The sequence below is a fragment of the Nocardia sp. NBC_00403 genome, assembly GCF_036046055.1.
Lineage (GTDB): Bacteria > Actinomycetota > Actinomycetes > Mycobacteriales > Mycobacteriaceae > Nocardia.
The window spans coordinates 4,862,474-4,880,188 of sequence record NZ_CP107939.1 but is presented as its reverse complement, the minus strand read 5'-3'; the positions used below and the strand labels follow the sequence as shown (position 1 = coordinate 4,880,188).

Annotated in this window: 11 protein-coding genes; 3 read left to right on the top strand and 8 right to left on the bottom strand. The window is 67.5% G+C overall.

What is annotated here, in order from left to right; all coding sequences use genetic code 11:
* Window positions 1–172: 172 nt before the first annotated feature.
* Window positions 173–3,589 (bottom strand): UvrD-helicase domain-containing protein, encoded by a 3,417-nt coding sequence (locus OHQ90_RS21625; protein WP_328413008.1) that lies wholly within the window; start codon window positions 3,587–3,589, stop codon window positions 173–175.
* Window positions 3,590–3,806: 217 nt separating this feature from the next.
* On the bottom strand, window positions 3,807–7,151 hold the full coding sequence (gene recC, locus OHQ90_RS21620; RefSeq protein ID WP_328400202.1) for an exodeoxyribonuclease V subunit gamma: 3,345 nt from the start codon (window positions 7,149–7,151) through the stop codon (window positions 3,807–3,809).
* A gap of 550 nt (window positions 7,152–7,701) precedes the next feature.
* On the opposite strand from recC, the gene OHQ90_RS21615 reads away from it, so the two are divergent.
* A complete protein-coding gene (locus OHQ90_RS21615; protein ID WP_328400200.1) occupies window positions 7,702–8,586 on the top strand; it encodes a tat pathway signal sequence in 885 nt (294 codons plus the stop codon).
* 46 nt (window positions 8,587–8,632) lie between these two features.
* Here OHQ90_RS21615 and OHQ90_RS21610 read toward each other — a convergent pair whose 3' ends face one another.
* Window positions 8,633–10,117: a cytochrome P450 gene (locus OHQ90_RS21610; RefSeq protein ID WP_442941149.1), complete on the bottom strand. Its 1,485-nt coding sequence runs from the start codon at window positions 10,115–10,117 to the stop codon at window positions 8,633–8,635.
* 226 nt (window positions 10,118–10,343) lie between these two features.
* On the opposite strand from OHQ90_RS21610, the gene OHQ90_RS21605 reads away from it, so the two are divergent.
* Both OHQ90_RS21605 and OHQ90_RS21600 read left to right on the top strand, forming a co-directional pair.
* Complete coding sequence (locus tag OHQ90_RS21605) at window positions 10,344–11,804, top strand: NAD(P)/FAD-dependent oxidoreductase (protein ID WP_328400196.1); 1,461 nt, start codon at window positions 10,344–10,346, stop codon at window positions 11,802–11,804.
* 259 nt (window positions 11,805–12,063) lie between these two features.
* On the top strand, window positions 12,064–12,837 hold the full coding sequence (locus tag OHQ90_RS21600; RefSeq protein ID WP_328400194.1) for a hypothetical protein: 774 nt from the start codon (window positions 12,064–12,066) through the stop codon (window positions 12,835–12,837).
* 263 nt (window positions 12,838–13,100) lie between these two features.
* Here the strand turns inward: OHQ90_RS21600 and OHQ90_RS21595 are convergent, their stop codons facing one another.
* The 5 genes from OHQ90_RS21595 to OHQ90_RS21575 form a co-directional block, all read right to left on the bottom strand.
* Window positions 13,101–13,751 carry an urease accessory protein UreD gene (locus tag OHQ90_RS21595; RefSeq protein WP_328400192.1) on the bottom strand — a complete coding sequence of 217 codons (651 nt, stop codon included), beginning with the start codon at window positions 13,749–13,751 and terminating at the stop codon, window positions 13,101–13,103.
* A complete protein-coding gene (ureG, locus tag OHQ90_RS21590; protein WP_328400190.1) occupies window positions 13,741–14,463 on the bottom strand; it encodes an urease accessory protein UreG in 723 nt (240 codons plus the stop codon). The genes OHQ90_RS21595 and ureG overlap by 11 nt, the downstream gene beginning before the upstream one ends.
* A gap of 34 nt (window positions 14,464–14,497) precedes the next feature.
* Entirely contained in the window at window positions 14,498–15,154 is a 657-nt protein-coding gene (locus OHQ90_RS21585; protein ID WP_328400188.1) for an urease accessory protein UreF, read from the bottom strand.
* Window positions 15,155–15,217: 63 nt separating this feature from the next.
* The gene (locus tag OHQ90_RS21580; RefSeq protein ID WP_328400186.1) at window positions 15,218–16,087 is read right to left on the bottom strand and encodes an SDR family NAD(P)-dependent oxidoreductase; all 870 of its coding nucleotides are present in this window, start codon (window positions 16,085–16,087) and stop codon (window positions 15,218–15,220) included.
* Between the two features lie 149 nt (window positions 16,088–16,236).
* The gene (locus tag OHQ90_RS21575) at window positions 16,237–17,715 is read right to left on the bottom strand and encodes an MFS transporter (RefSeq protein ID WP_328400184.1); all 1,479 of its coding nucleotides are present in this window, start codon (window positions 17,713–17,715) and stop codon (window positions 16,237–16,239) included.

Below are 17,715 nucleotides of genomic sequence, written 5' to 3'. Positions count from 1 at the left end.
CACACGAAGTGGCCGCGCGCCCATTGAATCGCCATCTGCGAATTCGCCTGCGGGACAGCCACTTGCGTAGAGGGCGGGGTGGGCGGCGCCGAGCGGTCGCGCTCCTCGCAACCGGTCACCCACGAATTGGCGGGTGCGGAGTCCCATCGCGTGCAATGGACGGTAGTCGCCCTCATCGGCCGGACTCGCCGGCGAGCAGAGCGGAGAGGGCGATGATCAGTTCGGTCGGTGGGTTCCAGTCGAAGACGCCGCAACCCGAGGGGGTTTCGGGGCCGATCATGCCGCGGACGAAGAGGTAGCGGGCGCCGCCGAGATGGTGGACCGGGTCGTAGGTGGGCAAGCGCCAGCGTAGGTAGCGGTGCAGCGCTGCCGAATAGAGCAGCGCCTGCAGGGGGTAGTGGGAGCGCAGCATTTCCGCGGCCATCCGGTCGTGGGTGTAATGATCGACGGTGAGGTCGCCGGAGCCGAGGCGGTTGGTTTTGTAGTCGACGATGACGAATCGCGGTTCGGCGCCAGGTGATTCGGTGACGCGCAGCACAGCGTCGATGCTGCCGGTGAGGTAGCCGCGCAGGGGGACGTCGTCCAGTGCTGCCAATTGGTCTGCGTAGGAGCCGAAGTCGTCATCGGACGGAAGGTGCTCACGCAGCAGGTCGGCGATGCGACCCAGCGTAGCCGCGTGCGCGCAGGGGGCGTCGCCGCCGGACAAGGGAAGCTCGAATTCGAGCTCGTTCAGCTTGTCTGGTCCGCAGATGTCGGCAAGACAACCGAATCCGAGTGGCGTGCGCAGCACCGCCAGCAATGCGGTACCCAGGATTTCGGGATCCGCCTCTGCCATCAATTCCTCGGTCGCCGCACGGCAGCGACTGTGCACCTCGGTGGCCAGGTCAGCCGCGTCGGTATCGATCAGCTCGAGTACGCCGTGCACGAGGGTGCCGAACTCTGCTCCGTAGGGCAGGGCGTTCATCAGCGACGCGACCCCCGCTACCGGCGGGTCGGTCTCCTCCAGCACCGGTGCGCTCGGTTCGTCGGCCGGACCTCGCTCGTCCTCGGGTTCGGACTCTGCGACAGCCGCATCGTGGGCGCCTGCGGTCAACGCCGAGTACGAGGTGCGCCGCCATTGCTGATCCATAACGCGGGAAAACTGCGCGGCCGCAAGCGCTCCGGTCGCGGATTCGCTGCGCACCCGCCGGATCTCGACGGCGTCGAACCCTTCGACACCCGTCACCGAAATCGCCGCGGCCGAGCCCGCACCCCATGCCGAAAGCAGTTGTACCGCAGCAGCATCCGCGGGCACGGCGGCGCGGCCGGGAACAATATCGCCGCCGTCGGGGCGGCCGAGGATCATCCGGTGCAACGGCGAAGCCGCCGTGGTGATCGCCGGAGCCCACCAGGTGACGATCTGGCACATCGCCCGGGTGAGGGCGACATACAGCAGGCGCAGTTCCTCACCCGCTTCCTCGGTCTCACTGCGCAGCTTGCGTTCGGCGTACCCGGCGGCGTCCTGGCCGCCGACATCCAGCACGCGGGCGCCGTGGTCGTCGTGATACAGCAGGGTCGCCGGATAAGGGTTCTTCGCGTTGTCCCACGCGAAGGGCAGGTAGACGATGGGGAATTCGAGGCCCTTGCTTGCATGCACCGTGGCGATCTGCACCGCCGCCGCATCCCGATCGAGCCTGCGGCTGCGATCGGCCACCGACCCGGACGCGGGATCGCGCACCCGGTCGGCAAGCCAGCGGGTCAGCGCTGTCAACCCGAGGCCTTCGGTCAACGCCACCTGATCGAGCAACTGCGCGATGTGCCGCAGATCGGTCAGCTGCCGCTCGCCGTTCTCGATCGTCAGCAGTCGCGGTGCCAGATTCGCTTCGGCGGACAGCTTCTCGAACACCGCTGCGAAACCGGCCCGCACGAACAACCGCGCAGACTCACGCAGCTGCGAACTGATCCGACCCACCAGATCGGCTCCGCCGCTGTCGATTTCGACGGCAGTAATCCCGAGCAGAGGTGTGCACGCGGCCAACCGCACCCGATCGGACCGATGTGGCTGTTCGAGCGCACGCAGCAACCAGAGCCAATCGGTGGCGCTGCTCGTCGCGAACACACTGGTGCCGCCTGCGAGAACGGAAGCGACTCCCACACGATCCAGAGCCGCCCGCACCACATCGATCTGAGACCTGGTGCGCACCAGCACCGCAATGTCGCCGGGCCCGATCGGCCTGCGCACCACGCCTGGAACGCCGACCGCGCCATCCGAGGTGATACCAGCGGCGGCGCTCGGTTCGACCGTGGCACTCGCGCCGCGCGAGTTGGCCGCGGCTGGTGGTCCTGCCTGCACTTCGACCAGGACCCCCGATTCCAGCAGCCCGACGATGTCGGCTGCCAAGTCTTCGGCGACCTTGGCGCGCATGCGGCCGACGGCAGGGAAGCCCGACTTGTTCAGTGGCCCTGCACCGGTGCGGGGCAAACAGCGCAGACGCAACGGTGTGATGAGATCTCCGGGGCCCGACAGCCGGGACCACGGCCGGGTGGCGGCCACCGGGTAGACGGCGATTTCCTTGTGGCCCAACGCCGCTCCGCCGTGCAGGTGATCGAGGGCCGCCAGTAGGCCTGCGTCGCTGCGCCAGTTGGTGGTGAGTTCTTTACGGGTGTCGGCGTGTTGGACGGCGTCGAGATAGCTGAGCACCTCCGCGCCACGGAAGGCGTAGATGGCCTGTTTGGGGTCGCCGACCAGAACCAGGGTCGAGTGGCCGTGGAAGGCGAGGCGCAGGATGTCCCATTGCAGCGGGTCGGTGTCCTGGAACTCGTCGACGAGGGCGACTCGATAGCGATTGCGAATGCGGCGGCAGGCGCGCGGACCGTGCGTGGGATCGGCGAGGACGTCGTGCAGCAGCACCAGTAGATCGTCGAAATCGCGCAGACCGGCCAGGCGCTTTCGGCGTTCGGTCTCGGCGCGGACAGCGGTCGCGAAGCCGACCCGCTCCCCCGCGGCGCCGTCGCCCTTCGGGACGAGCACCGCGTGCCGGTCGCCGACGGCGGCCAGCGCCAGCGTGTGCGCCTCCTTCAAGGAGAACGGCGGTTCGGCGCGGGCGTACCGGTTCAGGAACAGATCGTCGGCGACGGTCCCCACCAGGTCGTCGACGGTCTCCACCAGACGCGAACCGGGGTCGTGCTCACCGGCCAACCCGAGCTCGTCCAGCATGCGCTGGCAGAAGCTGTGCGTCGTGGCGATGGTCCCCGCATCGAAATCCGAGAGCGCCGTGAGCAATCGATTGCGACGTGTGCCCACCTCACTCGAATCTGCCTGGGCAACAAGGCGAATCAGCTCATCGGAGTGCGTCCGCGCCCGCTCTGGATCGGCCAGCGCCGCGGCAACCGCTACGAACCGATCCCGGGTGCGTTCCCGAAGCTCCTGCGTCGCAGCCCGACTGAACGTCACCAGCAACAGCTGCGAGACATCGATCCCGGCCTCCGCCACATACCGCACCGCGAGACCGACGATCGCGTGTGTCTTACCGGTCCCCGCACTCGCCTCCAACACCGTGGTACCGGTCGGCAACGGCCCATTCGGATCGAACCGGTCGGCTGCCGCCATCTCCGGGATGGCGAACGCCGTGTCCTGAACGGTCACGCCCACCACCCACTTCCGCTGTCCGACAACGACCCCGACGGTCGCGTATCCGAACCTCGGCTACCACCCGGCCACCCAGGATTCGCCACCATCGTCACCCGCCCGGCCCCGCTCCCCCGACATGCCACGCCGACAACCCCCGGAAAACATGCCACCCCATGATGCGAAACGAGGACCAGGGTCACGGCTGGCCCTGGCTTTCGGCGGCCAGCAGCGGTGCCCACATACGGCGGGCCAGGGCACCGAAGCGGGTGATTTCGCCGGGTTCGCCGGGAGGTTCGGGGGCTTCGGTGAGGTGTTCGAGGCGGGGGGCGGGTCCCCAGACATAGCGGAGGTGGCGGTCGGTGTGGTCGCCGAAGGGGCCCGGACCGTTGGGGCCGCCGTTGAATTCGCGTTCTGCGGCGGCACACGCTTCCTCGACGGTGGAGCCGCGGAAGCGGCGGTCGGCGTAGGCGGCGGTGGCTCCCGGGGCGATCGGGAGAGGTTCGGTGAGGCCGGCGTCGCGCAGTTTCACCAGTTCTCGCAGCACCGTCAGCGCGGCAGGCGCGTCGGGGGCGGTGAGCACGGAACGCCATGCGGGGCGGCCGAATTGGCCGCGGCCGGTGGTCACCGCGTGCCACGAGCGGTCCTCGGTGACCGCCAGTGCCAGCAGCGACACCCATGCAGCGATGCGGTGTTTCGGTGCGAGCCGGGAGAACGTGGTGCGGACCAGGGTTTCGCCACGCACCTCCGGCACTGTCCCGGTGAGCCTGCGGCCGTTGCCGAGATCGATCGCGATGTCGACAGCGCGCGCCGATCCCTGATATTCGGGCAGCGATGCGCGGACCAGTTTGTCGACGGTGTTCTCGACCTCGTCGAGAACAGCGGCGCCGAAACCGAACGGTGGCAGCGTGCCGCGCCGCCACTCCGCAGCACGAAGACCGGCCGGATCCGCGCCGGTCAGCCGGGCGGCAAGCAGGCGTTCGCCCAGTTCCCATTTCGCGAGTCCGTCGAGTTCGATGGGCAGCCGATCGGCGATGTCCTCGTCGTGCTCGGGCACGCGCAGGCCCAGACGCTGCCACAGGAACGCGCGGATCGGGTGTTCGACAAACGAAATCAGGTCCGCGAGTGCGACATCGGTGAAATCGACCGCAGGCAGCGGTCCGGCGAGGAACGCCGGGCGCGGCTGCGCGGCACCGCCTGCGGCCTGCGCGCCGGCCAAGGCGACCGTGTCGAAGCTGAAAGGCTGCTCCGCCAGAAAGTTACGTCGATCGAAGGCCTGCAGTGGATGCCGGGTCACCACTGACGACATGCCGTCGGCGCCGACATACACCCGAATCGCGTCGAGCAGTTCGGCAACCGGAATCGCGGGGGGCCGGTGCGCACCGGTAACCGGGTCGGCGCCGGTGTGGAACACCAGCAACCGCTCGCGTGCCGCCATGATCGCGTCCAACAGCAGCTGCCGGTCTTCGCTGCGCGGATCCCGTTCGCCGAGTAGTGGATTACGGGCAAGCACGTCGTCGCCGTCGACGCCGCTGGTCCGCGGGAACACCTCATCGTCCAGGCCGAGCAGCACCACAACGCGGTGCGGGACCGACCGCATCGGCACCAAGGTGCAGACCGTCAGCTCACCGGTGCGGAAATTGGCACGCGTCGGCCGGGCCGCGAGCCGTCCGGCCAGCAGCACGCCGATATCGGCCAGCCGCAGCGGCACACCGCCGGCATGCTCGGTGGCGGCGGCCAGCTCGCGACGCGCCTCGGTACGCACCCACGCCTGGCTGTCGGGCACATCGGTGAGCAAATCGAGGCAGCGACCGAGCACCGTCGCCCATTCGTGGGCGGGTCGAGGCCCGCGCAGGTCGCGCAGACAGACGGCGAGCCGGTCGATGAATTCCGCGAACCGGCCCGCGAGATCGACGTCGTTGCTGTCCACGTCGTCCAGCGGCAGCGCCAGATCCAGCCAGTCCTCCGATGATTCGTCCGCGGTGACGCCGAGCAGGATCCGGTCCACCGCGCTGTTGAGGGTGTTCTGCGCGAAGTCGGCAAGCCCGAACGCCTGCCGCTGCCGCTGCCCGATCCCCCACCGCGCTCCCGATTCCGCCGCCCACTCGCGCAACCGCTCGATATCATCGTCGTCGAATCCGCAACGGCGCCGGACGGTTTCGGAGGCGGCCAAGTCCAGCACCTGAGTCACCGTCACCCGCCCGTCGGCCAGTTCGAGCAGCACCCCGATCACCGCGAGCAGCGGATTGGTGACCCCGCGCCCGCGATCGGCGAGCCGCACCCGCAACCGGTGCGCTGGATGTGCCGAATCCACAACCGCCTCACCCGAACCCGACGTCCGCTGCCCGAACGCGGCCCGAACCAATGGCGCATACGCCTCGACTTCGGGGCACATGATCAGCACGTCGCGCGGCTCCAAGGTGGGATCGGACGCGAACACCCCGAGCAAGCATTCCCGCAGCACCTCCACCTGACGTGCGGGGCCGTGGCACGCATGCACCTGGATGCTGCCGTCGCCGGTGACACCGAGACCCGAGGTCGGTGGCCAGACATCATCACGAATCCCGGCCTGCATCGCACTCAATAATGTCAGTGGTGCGGTGTCCTCCGGGTGGTGGACATCGGTGGCGACGACGCCGGCCACCCGCTGCTGGAGTTCACGCACGTCGCGTGCGAGCCCCGCCAGCAGCGGATGCCGAGTGACCGTCGCGCCGACATCGTCGACGCGGGCAACGGCAGCCGGCCGCCCGGCCAGTTGCGACCACATGGCCGGACTGGGGTGGGCCAGCCACAGATGAATGTCGCGCCCGGCGGCCAGTGCCGACAGCACCGCGAGCTGATCGCTCGGCAACCTGGTCACGCCGAACAGCGACAGCCGGACCGGAAGATCGACCAGTTCGGGCTGCGCACGCAACCGGTCGCACGCGGCCGCAAGACGCTCGGCGGGGCTGAGCTCACCGACCTCGGCCCGCAACCGGCGCCACAGCGCCGGCTGCCACACCAGATCGTCGGGCACCGGATCGCCGGCGCCGTCGGTGTCGGCACCCGCCGCCCACTCCGTGATGAGCGCCGGGCGCTGTGCGGCGTAACTGTCGAACAGTGCGGCCAAGTGCGCGGCGGTGGCGTAGCGGCGGCCCACGCGATGTTCGCCTCCGACGGGATCGTTGGCACCCAGGTGCCGGGCAAGCACCGCCGACCACGGTTCGGACAGCGACGCGTCGATCACCCGCAGCAACGTCCACACCACACGCTCGGACGCCCACGGATCGTCCTCGGGTCGCACTCCGCTCGCTGCGGCAAGCGACGCGGCGACCAGCGCGGCAGGCGACGGGAATTCGATATTCGCCGCGACACCATCGGTCCGCGCCGATCCGCCGACGCCGAGCACCGTCGACAACCGCTGTGTCAGCCAGCGCTCCACCCCTTTGGCGGGCACCGCGACCACCTCCGCGGCGAACGGATCGGGCAGCGGCACGGCCAGCATCGCAGCCAGCGAATCCGCCAGGGCGTCGGAGCGCTCGGCACGGTGGATGTGCAGCGGCATCTGCGCCCTCTCGTCGGGTCCGGATTCTGTGTCGAAACGCCTCGGGCTTCGTGCACGTTTATACGCCCAGCGATCGGTACGCAATTTCGGCACCCCAGTGGCCCGAGAGTGAAATAAGCCACACACGAACGATTTACTTCGTCGTGTCACCTCGGATCGAGTGCCTCGATGTGCAACAGTGCTCAACCGGGGAGGAACGGGAGACTGCACGAAAGGCTGGTTCGCGTTTCATGGTTGCGATGGTGATTCCCCTTGTTCCGAGAGGCGGGTTCACAGTCCGCCGAGTCGGAGACAGATGGGAGCTGGTCAACTCGCGCTCATATGGCCGCACCTGTGTCTTACATTCCTGGCCACGCGATAGTCACTCCGAGGCCTTCGCGCACTGCTACCGGCTCAACGGACGAACCGTCGAGGAATTGCGCGCAGCTTTCCGCTGATCGACCCGCTGCGAAAGACACTGCAAGGCAAGCGCGCAACGTTCGCAGTAGCACAGTCGCCAGCCCAGCTCAAGACGTGCGCCCAGCGCGCCGATGTGCCATCGTGTTCCCTCGTGCGTTACCCCTTGGCCGTCACCCGGGCCGTTCCCCGCGTGGCCGCATCAACCTGTGTCCTTGCTGCCGCGGCGATCTTGATACCGAGCGTACCTGCGCTGTTACCGATCGCGAACGCCGCGCCGCCCGCGCATATGCAAGGCTGCCTGCCCGGCTTCGACTGCGATATGAGCAACCGGATCGCGGCCGTGGACGCCTACCTGAGCGGTCGGCCCGGCGTCACCGGCTACGTGGTTCGCGATCGGGTCAGCGGCGGGGTGTACGCGAACGAGAATGCCGAGAACTCGGTCTGGACCGCCTCGACCATCAAGCTCGCGATTGCCGAGGACCTGCTCAATCGCGCGCGGGTCGGCGCGATCGACCTCACGCCGGGCGATCGCGGACTGATGGAGTCGATGCTGGCGACCTCCAACGACGCCGCCGCCGATTTCCTCTGGAACAAGTACGCGGGCTTCGACCGGATGGCCTACAACAATGCCTTCCGCGCCAACGGCATGGTTACCCTCGTCCCGCTACCAACAACCACCGCGTTGTTCCCGGACTGGTCCTTCCAGAAGTGCACGGCCGCCGACCTGGACCGGTTGATGGACAACATTTTCACGCGTATGCATCCCGACGACCGCAGCTATCTCTTCGACCGGATGCGCTCGGTGGACATGAACCAGCACTGGGGTGTGTGGGGCGCAGGTCCGAAGATGCAACCGGGGCTGAAGAACGGCTGGTCTGCCGAGCAGGGTGGCTGGGTGGTGAATTCGGTCGGCTTCGCAGGCCCCGGCGAGCGCTACACCCTGGCGATCATGAGTTCGCTCGGCGACGCCGGCGGCTACACCGAGGGCGCCGAGACCGACACCAAGGTTGCGGAGCTCCTTTTCTCCGGGCGTTGACCACCCCAACCGCGCAGCAGCCGAGGACTGCTGCTGCGCGGTCCCGTCACAGGCGGCGTAGGTCGACCGGAGCGCCGTCTCTCGGAAACGGAATGGTCGAGAAACCCCAGGGCATTCGATAGTCCTCGGGGATCGTCCACTCGTATGCGCGCACCAGTGCGGCGATGATCGTTTTCACCTCGAACGTGCCGAAGTGCATGCCGATGCACTTGTGTGCGCCCGCACCGAACGGCAGCCAGGCGAGGCGGTGCGACTTGTCTTCCCTGCGATGTTCGGCAAAACGCTCGGGGTCGAACCGCTCGGGCCTCGTCCACAGCTCCGGCAGCATATGGTTGACGCTGTAGGCGAGATCGCAGGGCGTGCCCGCCGGAATGTAGCGGCCCGCGATTTCGGTGTCGCGCACCGCCCGCCGCACCAGACCGGGCACCGGCGGCACCAACCGCAGACTCTCCTTGATCACCAGGTCGAGGTCGTGCATCCGGTCCAGATCCGCGATCGTCGGTGCGGCACTGCCGGTTTCGTGATCGATGGCCGACACTTCGGCACGCACACGCTGCTGCCATTGCGGATGTTTACCCAGGTAGTAGGCGACCGCTGTGGCCGTCGTCGTGGTGGTGTCGTGGGCGGCCATGATCAGGAAGATCATGTGGTTCACCACATCGGCGTCGCTGAATTCCGCACCGTCCTCGGTGCGCGCATGGCACAGACCAGAGAAGAAGTCCGGTGATTCGGTGCGCCGCTTCTGCGGCAGCATCGCCGTGAAGTAGTCCTCCAGCACCTTGCGGCCCTGCAGACCCGCACGCCAATGCCCGCCGGGGACCGGATGACGGATGATCGAGAGCCCGGCGTGCGTGCAGTCGAGGAAGGCACCCAGCAGCATGCGACGTTGGGCGCCGACGTCGACGGCCATGAAGGTCTCCCCCGCGATCTCGAGGGTCAGTTCCTTGATCGTCGGGTACAGCTTGATTGTCCTGCGGGTCTCGCCGTGCGGAACCCAGCGCCCGATTGCCTCGCCGGCCACCGGCGTCAGCGCGGTCAGATGGGCCTCCAGCCGGTCCCTGGTGAACGCCTGCTGCATGATCCGGCGATGGAACATGTGCTCCTCGAATTCGAGCAGCAGCAGACCGCGCCTGAAGAACGGGCCGATGAAGTAGTCCCACCCCTGACCGAAATCGCGGCGGCGCCTGCCGAGCACCTCGTCGATCGCATCGGGTCCGCAGACCAGCACCCGATCGATACCGAGGGAGCTGTTGAGTGACACGGGGCCGTAGCGGCGATAGCGGTTCATCATCTCCGCCGGACCCCAGCGCAGATAATGCAGTCCGCGCCCGAAATAGGGCAGACCCGCGTCGCCGTCGACCGCGGTGGTCGCGCTGCCGCGGGGCGGTGAGGCAAGGACTCTGCGGCGCTCCGGAACGCATCGCAATGCGCGATCGATGAGGTGCCCATCAGGGATATCGATCAACGAAGCATTCTCGGATTCAGGCTGTGCGCTGGGCTTTCGGCCGACGACACGGTCGCGGGCAACCATGGCAAACCTCCCTGAACGACAGCATCTATCGTATTCTCTTTCTCACATTCATTCGGTCGGTTCGCCCCATCAACGCTCCACCCGGCGGATCGGCGGCAGGGTGGTATCGCTTCGCAGCACAGCAGGAACCGGGATCTCGCCGTGACGGTCGAGTCGGCGCCGACTACCGTAAGGCGGGTCAACAACGTTCGTGGGGCCAAGCCCAGGTCTGTCGAGGAGCAGGACGATGAGCACTGAGTCTGTCGAGAACCGTCGTCATCGGGTGGTGGTTATCGGCTCCGGCTTCGGCGGCTTGTTCGGAACCAAGCACCTCAAGCACGCCGATGTGGACGTCACCCTGATCTCCAAGACCTCCACCCACCTCTTCCAGCCCCTGCTCTACCAGGTGGCCACCGGCATCCTCTCGGTGGGCGAAATCGCGCCGGCCACCCGCCTGGTCCTGCGCAAGCAGAAGAACGCGCAGGTGCTGCTCGGCGATGTCATCGATATCGACCTGCAGGCCAAGACGGTGACCTCGCAACTGCTCAACCAGAACACCGTCACCGAGTTCGACAGTCTGATCGTGGCGACCGGAGCGCAGCAGTCCTACTTCGGCAACGACAAGTTCGCCACCTACGCGCCGGGCATGAAGACCATCGATGACGCACTCGAGCTACGCGCGCGCATCCTGGGCGCGTTCGAAGGGGCCGAACTGGCCACCACGCAGGAAATGCGGGACCGGCTGCTCACCTTCGTAGTTGTGGGCGCCGGACCCACCGGTGTCGAATTGGCGGGCCAGATCGCCGAACTCTCCGATCGCACGCTCGAAGGCACGTTCCACAACATCGATCCGCGTGACGCGCGAGTCGTCCTGCTCGAAGGCGCGGGCGCGGTGCTCGGCCCGATGGGCCCGAAGCTGGGCGGCAAGGCGCAGCGGCGGCTCGAGAAGATGGGCGTCGAGATCCAGCTCAATGCCATGGTGACCGATATCGACGCGCACGGCGTCACGGTGAAGGACTCCGACGGCACCGTTCGCCGCATCGAGTCCTCCTGCAAGGTGTGGTCGGCCGGCGTCCAGGGCAGCCCGCTCGGCAAGATGCTCGCCGAACAGTCCGAGGGCACCCAGGTCGATCGCGCCGGGCGGGTCATCGTCGAACCCGACCTCACCATCAAGGGCTACCCGAACGTTTTCGTCGTCGGCGACCTGATGTCGGTGCCGGACGTGCCCGGCATGGCGCAGGGCGCGATCCAGGGTTCGACCTATGCGGCCAAGCAGATCAAGGCCGGCCTGAAAGGCCAAGCGCCGCAGGATCGCAAGCCGTTCAAGTACTTCAACAAGGGCAGCATGGCGACAGTGTCGCGGTTCAGCGCCGTCTGCCAGATCGGCAAGCTGGAGTTCGGCGGGTTCATTGCCTGGCTGGCCTGGCTCGCGCTGCACCTCTACTACCTGGTCGGCTACCGCAGCCGGATCATCACCGTCATCCAGTGGTTCGTGACCTTCCTCGGGCGCAGCCGCGGTCAGATGGCGGCGACCGAGCAGTGGGTGTTCGCCCGGCTCGCTCTCGAGACGGTCAACGCCGACGAGGAGGATGCCGACGAGCTCGCGGCCGCGCTCGGCGCGCCGCCTGCCGAGAACGGCAAGACCGTGGAGAAGGCCAAGGCCCTCGACAAGGCGGAGAAGGCGGCGGCCGACCGCAGGGCAGGCTGAGGCGGGCGGCCCCGGCCGTATCCGATCAGCATCATCGTTCGGCTCACCCACGTTCCACTTGTCGAGCGAACTTCTGGCACGCGAATCCTGGCGCGCATTTCCAGGAGGCAACCGCCTCGAACCTCACAACACAGCGCTACAGCTAATATCTGGCAATATCAAACCTTTGCCTTTCCTGAGAATCGACCAATCCTCTTGCCCAGTTGGGTCCGAATGTGTGGCGTCGAACACGACAACTCTCCGGAATGAAAGGTGATGTATGGCCACGGGCAAGCACAGAGCTCCCAACCCGCAGCGACAAAAAGTGGGTTCGATGGTCGCGGCGGGCGCGGTACCGCTAGTCCTGGCGCTGGTGGGAACCGGCACTGCCAATGCCGAACCCGCTCAGTCGAATGCGGTCACGCACCCCGAGCAGAAGGCGCAGTGGCCTGCGGCCGACTCGCCCAACGCGATGCCGTATGAGGGGCTGAACATCCCTGACGACACGCACAGTTCACTGCAGTGGTCGCGAACGGCGCCGGAAAAGCGCTATCTCGCGCCCGTCGGGGTGCTGCACCCGCCCGCCCCGGTGGCCCCGGTCCCGCCGATCGCGCCACCCCCCGGCCAGTTCCGCTTCGGTGACGTCACGATACCGGCGCCGGAATGGATCAACCAGGAACAGGCGATCCAGATCAACGACAGTTCCGCGCTGGCCGAGGCCGATCTCGCAACGTTCCTCGATTCGATCGGGATGGAACGCAGCAGATCCGACCGAATCGCCGGACAGACCATCGGTACCGCCGCGATGGGTGCGGTAGCGGGGGCAGCCTCGTCGGTCCCGATTGCGCTGACCTCGGCCGCCGTCGGCGGCGTAGTCGGCCTGGTGGCCGGCGTGCCATTGCTGCCTATCGGCATCCTGGCAGGGCCGATGCTGGGCGCCAGTTTCGGTGCCGCGGTGATCACGATCCCCGCGGCAGTTGTTGGTGCGGCAGCCGGTGCCGCGGTCGGTGCGATCAACGCCTTCAACGCACCCTCACGGGTCGTCGGCGACTGATCGAGCTCGAAACCGGTAAGGGTGGGAACTCGACGACACTGTCGAGTTCCCACCCTTCTCTTATGTCCCATCTTGCGCTCGGCTAACCGCATCGACCGCACATTCTTCGCGAACAGCCATCGGCAACTCTCGCTCGGCCCGAGGAGAACATCGCCCGAGCAGGTACCCGGCCGAGACCAGCACGTGGAGCCACTCCACGCACCAGCAATCTTTCAGCAATTAAGAGGTCGCGGTCCGCTGCACGGGATTCGTCGGCCGGCGGATCAGCCGGCGAGCAGTGGCCCGACTCGGGTGAACAGCGTCCCGCCGGCCGCCAACGGCAGGCGCGACCCGGTCAAACCGATTGTTTCGACCGGACGATCGTCGGGATAGACGAGCTCACTGTCCAACGCGCGCGGCGCGGCGAGTCCATCGTCGGCAGCGCCACCCGCGCCGAGTGCCAGGCGGTGCCGAAGTAACGGAAGGTCGCCGATGTCGGCGATCACATCGCCGCGCCAGCCACCGCCGTCCTCGCCGACCCTGCCGATCTGCACCCGTTCGCGCAACCGCAACCGGGCACCGGTCGCCAATCGAACCGTGGTAACAGCGTGATGGTGGGCACCCCCCGCCACGATCGTCGGCTCCGGATCGAAGTCCAACTCGCCTCCTGCCGCGACCTCGAAACGCCACCGGGCGCTCGATCGCAGGGTCGCGGCACTGGGCAGCGCGATGGTCGCCGCCACCGAGCGGACCACCAATCGTGCGCCGGGGCCGACCGTGATCGCGATATCGAGCTCGTCACCGCCGAGTGGGGTGGCGGCGGTACCGACCATGTGCACTGTGTCGGAACCGGTGCGCCGCGCCGTCAGCCCGCCGCTGGCATGGATCTCCGGCAGCGAGCCGACGGCCGCGACGATACGTAATTCAGTGCGCAACGGCCGATTCGGCAGCGCCGGGCTGGTGATCCTGTTCGGCGATCGCCCGCAATTGCTCGCGCACCCAGGCGAGCACCGGGGTTGCGGCTGGATCGTCGGTGAGCGAAATCATTGCCGTCCGGCGACCCTCGCGCACCTTCGCCGCGTCACGCGCCATGACGCCGAGGTCGGCGCCGACGAACGGGGCAAGATCGGTCTTGTTGATCACCAACAAGTCCGAGAAGGTAACGCCAGGGCCGCCCTTGCGCGGCACCTTGTCGCCGCCCGCGACATCGACGACAAAGATCTGCACGTCGATCAGACCAGAGGAGAACGTCGCGGTGAGGTTGTCGCCACCCGATTCCACCAGGATCAGATCGAGCGGCGGGTTCGCCGCGATCAGATCATCGATGGCGTCGAGGTTCGCGGTGATGTCGTCGCGAATCGCCGTGTGCGGGCAACCGCCGGTCTGCACCGCGGTGATCCGCTCGTCCGGCAATACCGCGTGCCTGCGCAGGAAGTCCGCATCCTCGGTGGTGTAGATGTCGTTGGTCAGCACCGCGAGCGACAGCTCGTCGCGCAGCTGCCTGCACAGCGCGGCAACCAGCGCGGTCTTGCCGGAACCGACCGGTCCTCCGATGCCGATGCGCAGCGCCTCCCCCGCCGTGCGGGCACGCTTGGGCCGATCATGGGTGTGAGCGTGCGGTTCGCCGTCGATCAGATGTGGGGGCATGAGTGACGATCTCCTTCTCTCGGTCCGGCGCCGGTCAGCTGGCGAACAGCGGCATTTCCCGTTGCGCGTGCCGTTGGGCAAGCACGTCCTGCAGTGGATCCGACAGCGCCGCGAGCCCGGTCGCGGCCTCGACGGCGGTTCGATCGCATAGATCGGTGAGCCGGACCGTGCATGCGGCAATGGCAGCCGGATCCAAGGCGAGCAGTCGCTGAGCGGCGGTCGCCGCGCCGGTCAGCGTCGTGTACAGGACAACTCCCGCAGTCTCCTGCGGCGTGACCGCGCAGGCCGCCCCGACCATGCCGAACACCGTAGACAGATGCGGACGCGACCCGAGCGCGACCCAATCATGTTGCGGCCAAATCTGTTTGGCCAGACGCAGGAGACCGCGGCCCTGTGCGCGCGACGCCGTGCGGGCACCGGGCGCGGGCGTCCTCGCGTCGGCCTCGGCCTCCGCACACACCGGCTCGAGCGCGCCCGAGCACACCGCCGCCGCCAACGACGCGGCAACCAGCCCGGAGGTGCGTATCCGACGACGTAGATAAAGCTCCACCGTCGCGACATCACGCACGAGCCCGGAAGCAACCGCCTCCTCGACGCCGCCGGAGTGCACATGCCCGCCGATCGGCAGCCGTGAGTCGGCGAGGGTGAAGAGCAGCGCCAGGCTGGTAGCTCGCTCGGCGGATCCTGGCATCCGCCGATCCTATGCCCCGGCGTGTCGCAGGCGGCTACCGGCGCCTGTCCCAACCGACGACGGTCAGCGGCGAAAGGTGCGTTCCATGAAACGCTGGGCGCGGCCACGGGTCAGGTCCGACCAGGCTTGCACACCGGACGACCACCATGGAGCGATCTCGCGAGGCTTGGTGGTGATCGCGTGACAGACGAGGTCGGAGGCTTCGTCGACGGTGAGGCCGGGGACACGGCTGAAGTCGGTGGGTGCGCTCATCCTGGTGTGGACGAGGGGCATGTAGATCGAGGTGGTGGTGACCTTGTCGGCGGCGATTTCGGCGGCGACGCTGCGCAGCCAGACGTCGAAGGCGGATTTCGAGGCGCCATACGCCGCCCACCTCGGTGCGGGCGGCATCCGCACACCCCAGGTGGAGATGTTGACGATGTGACCCTGCCTGCGTTCACGCATACTCGGCAGCAGCGTCAGCAGCAGCTTCACCGGGCCGAGGTAGTTCACGTCGATGGTGCGGGTGAAATCGTGGAAGCGATCATAGGATTCGTCGATCGAGCGGCGAATCGACTTGCCCGCATTGTTCACCAGCACGTCGATGTGCCCGTGCGCGTCGAGCAATTCGCGGCCGAGTCGCTCGACAGCGTCCATGTCGGTCAGATCGGTGGGGTACACGTGCGCGGTGCCACCCGCTGCGGCGATCTCGGCGGCTACCTGTTCGAGGTCCGGGCGCGAACGCGCCACCAGCAGCACGATCGCACCGGCCGCTCCCAGCTTGTGGGCGCTGGCCTTTCCGATGCCGTGCGACGCGCCGGTCACCAGGACGATCCGGCCGGAGACCTCCGCACGCAACGTCGTCTCGCGCGGCCGTGAGGTCGGGTAGAGCAGTCGGCTCGCGATCCGCTCGGCGAGCGGCCGTCCATTGCCGGTGGCCGGTGTCTCGTTCACACACTCGACTGTATTGGCCGAGGGGCCACTGCACATCCGGTATCGACGGCCGACATGATCAACCGCCGTTCCCGATCCGCTGTGATCGGCCCTATCGGCTCACTCGCGCGCGCGGGCAGTCGGTGGAGCCGCGCCATCCTTCGGCGTGATCAGCGATGCTGCCGCGGAGCGAAATAGGCCACGATTGCCATGACAACCAACAGCACAGCACCGACCGAGGTTGCCACATGCATGCCGGCGACGAACGACTCGCGAGCGGAGTCGATGAGGGCGGTGTTGCCGTCGGACCGCTGAATGGTCTCGCCCAGCGTGGCGGAGTAGTCCCCACCCGACCGGAAGACCAGGGCCGCAATCGAACCCAGCAGCGCGAGGCCGAGGGCATTGCCCAGCTCGAAGCTGGTCTCGGAGATGCCGACAGCCGAGCCGGCCCGCTCCGGCGGCACCGAGGAGACCGCGACCTCGGACACCATGGTGAAGGCAAGGCCGTAGCCGATGCCGGCAATCGTGGATCCGATGAGATACCACGCGAGGCCGCCGTCGACGCCGACACCGAGCAGCAGCAGATTGCCGACCGCCGAGGCCAGCAGGGCAAATACGAAGGAACTCCGGACACCGAAGCGCCGGGCCACACGGGCGCCGCCCATCGAGAACACGAACACCGCCACCGCCATGGGGATGCCGAACATGGCTGCCGCCAGGGGGTCTCGCCCGGTCACCGACTGCAGATAGACGCTGGTGAGGTAACTCATCGCGGCCAGCGACATCATGCCGGTCAGGCTGGAGCCGATCGCGACAGAGAACTGGGCACGACGGAACAAACGCAGATCGAGCAGCGGTTCGGCCAGCTGCCGCTGCCGCCGCACGAAGATGGTCAGCAATGCCACGCCGACCAACCCGATGGCGAGTGCCTTTACATCCAGACCTTCGGCCGCAAGGTGCTTGACTGCGTACACCATCGGCAGAATGCCGCCGATCGACAGCACGACGCTCGGGATGTCCAGCGGGCCGAGCACACCGGCGCGGTGCTCCGGCAGCAGGAACGGGCCGAAGGCGAGCAGGATCAGCAGCACCGGGATGTTGATGAGAAAGACCGAGCCCCACCAGAAATGGTGCAGCAGCAGCCCGCCGAGGATTGGCCCGACGGCCGAGCCGCCAGCGAAGAAGGCGGTCCACACGCCGATGGCGGCGGCGCGCTCACGAGCATTCGGGAAGAGGCTGGAAATCAGGGCGAGGCTCGAGGGCAGCAGCGTCGCGCCACCCACACCCATCAGTGCGCGCGCGGCGATCAGCACACCCGCGCTCGGCGCGAAGGCGGCGATGATCGATGCCACGCCGAAGACCGAGGCGCCGACGAGCAGGATATTGCGCCGCCCGATCCGGTCGCCGAGATTGCCCATGGTGATCAGCAGGCCCGCGATCAGGAAGCCGTAGATGTCGAGGATCCACAGTTGCTGAGTGGCCGACGGGTCGAGGTCGAGGGTGAGGGTCGGCATGGCGAGGAACAGCACCGAGATGTCCATCGACACCAACAGCACCGGCAGCAAAAGCACCGCAAGACCCAGCCAGGCACGGCGCGAGCCGGCCGGTAGCGGCGGCGTTGTCAGCCGCACTGCCTGCACCTCTGTCAT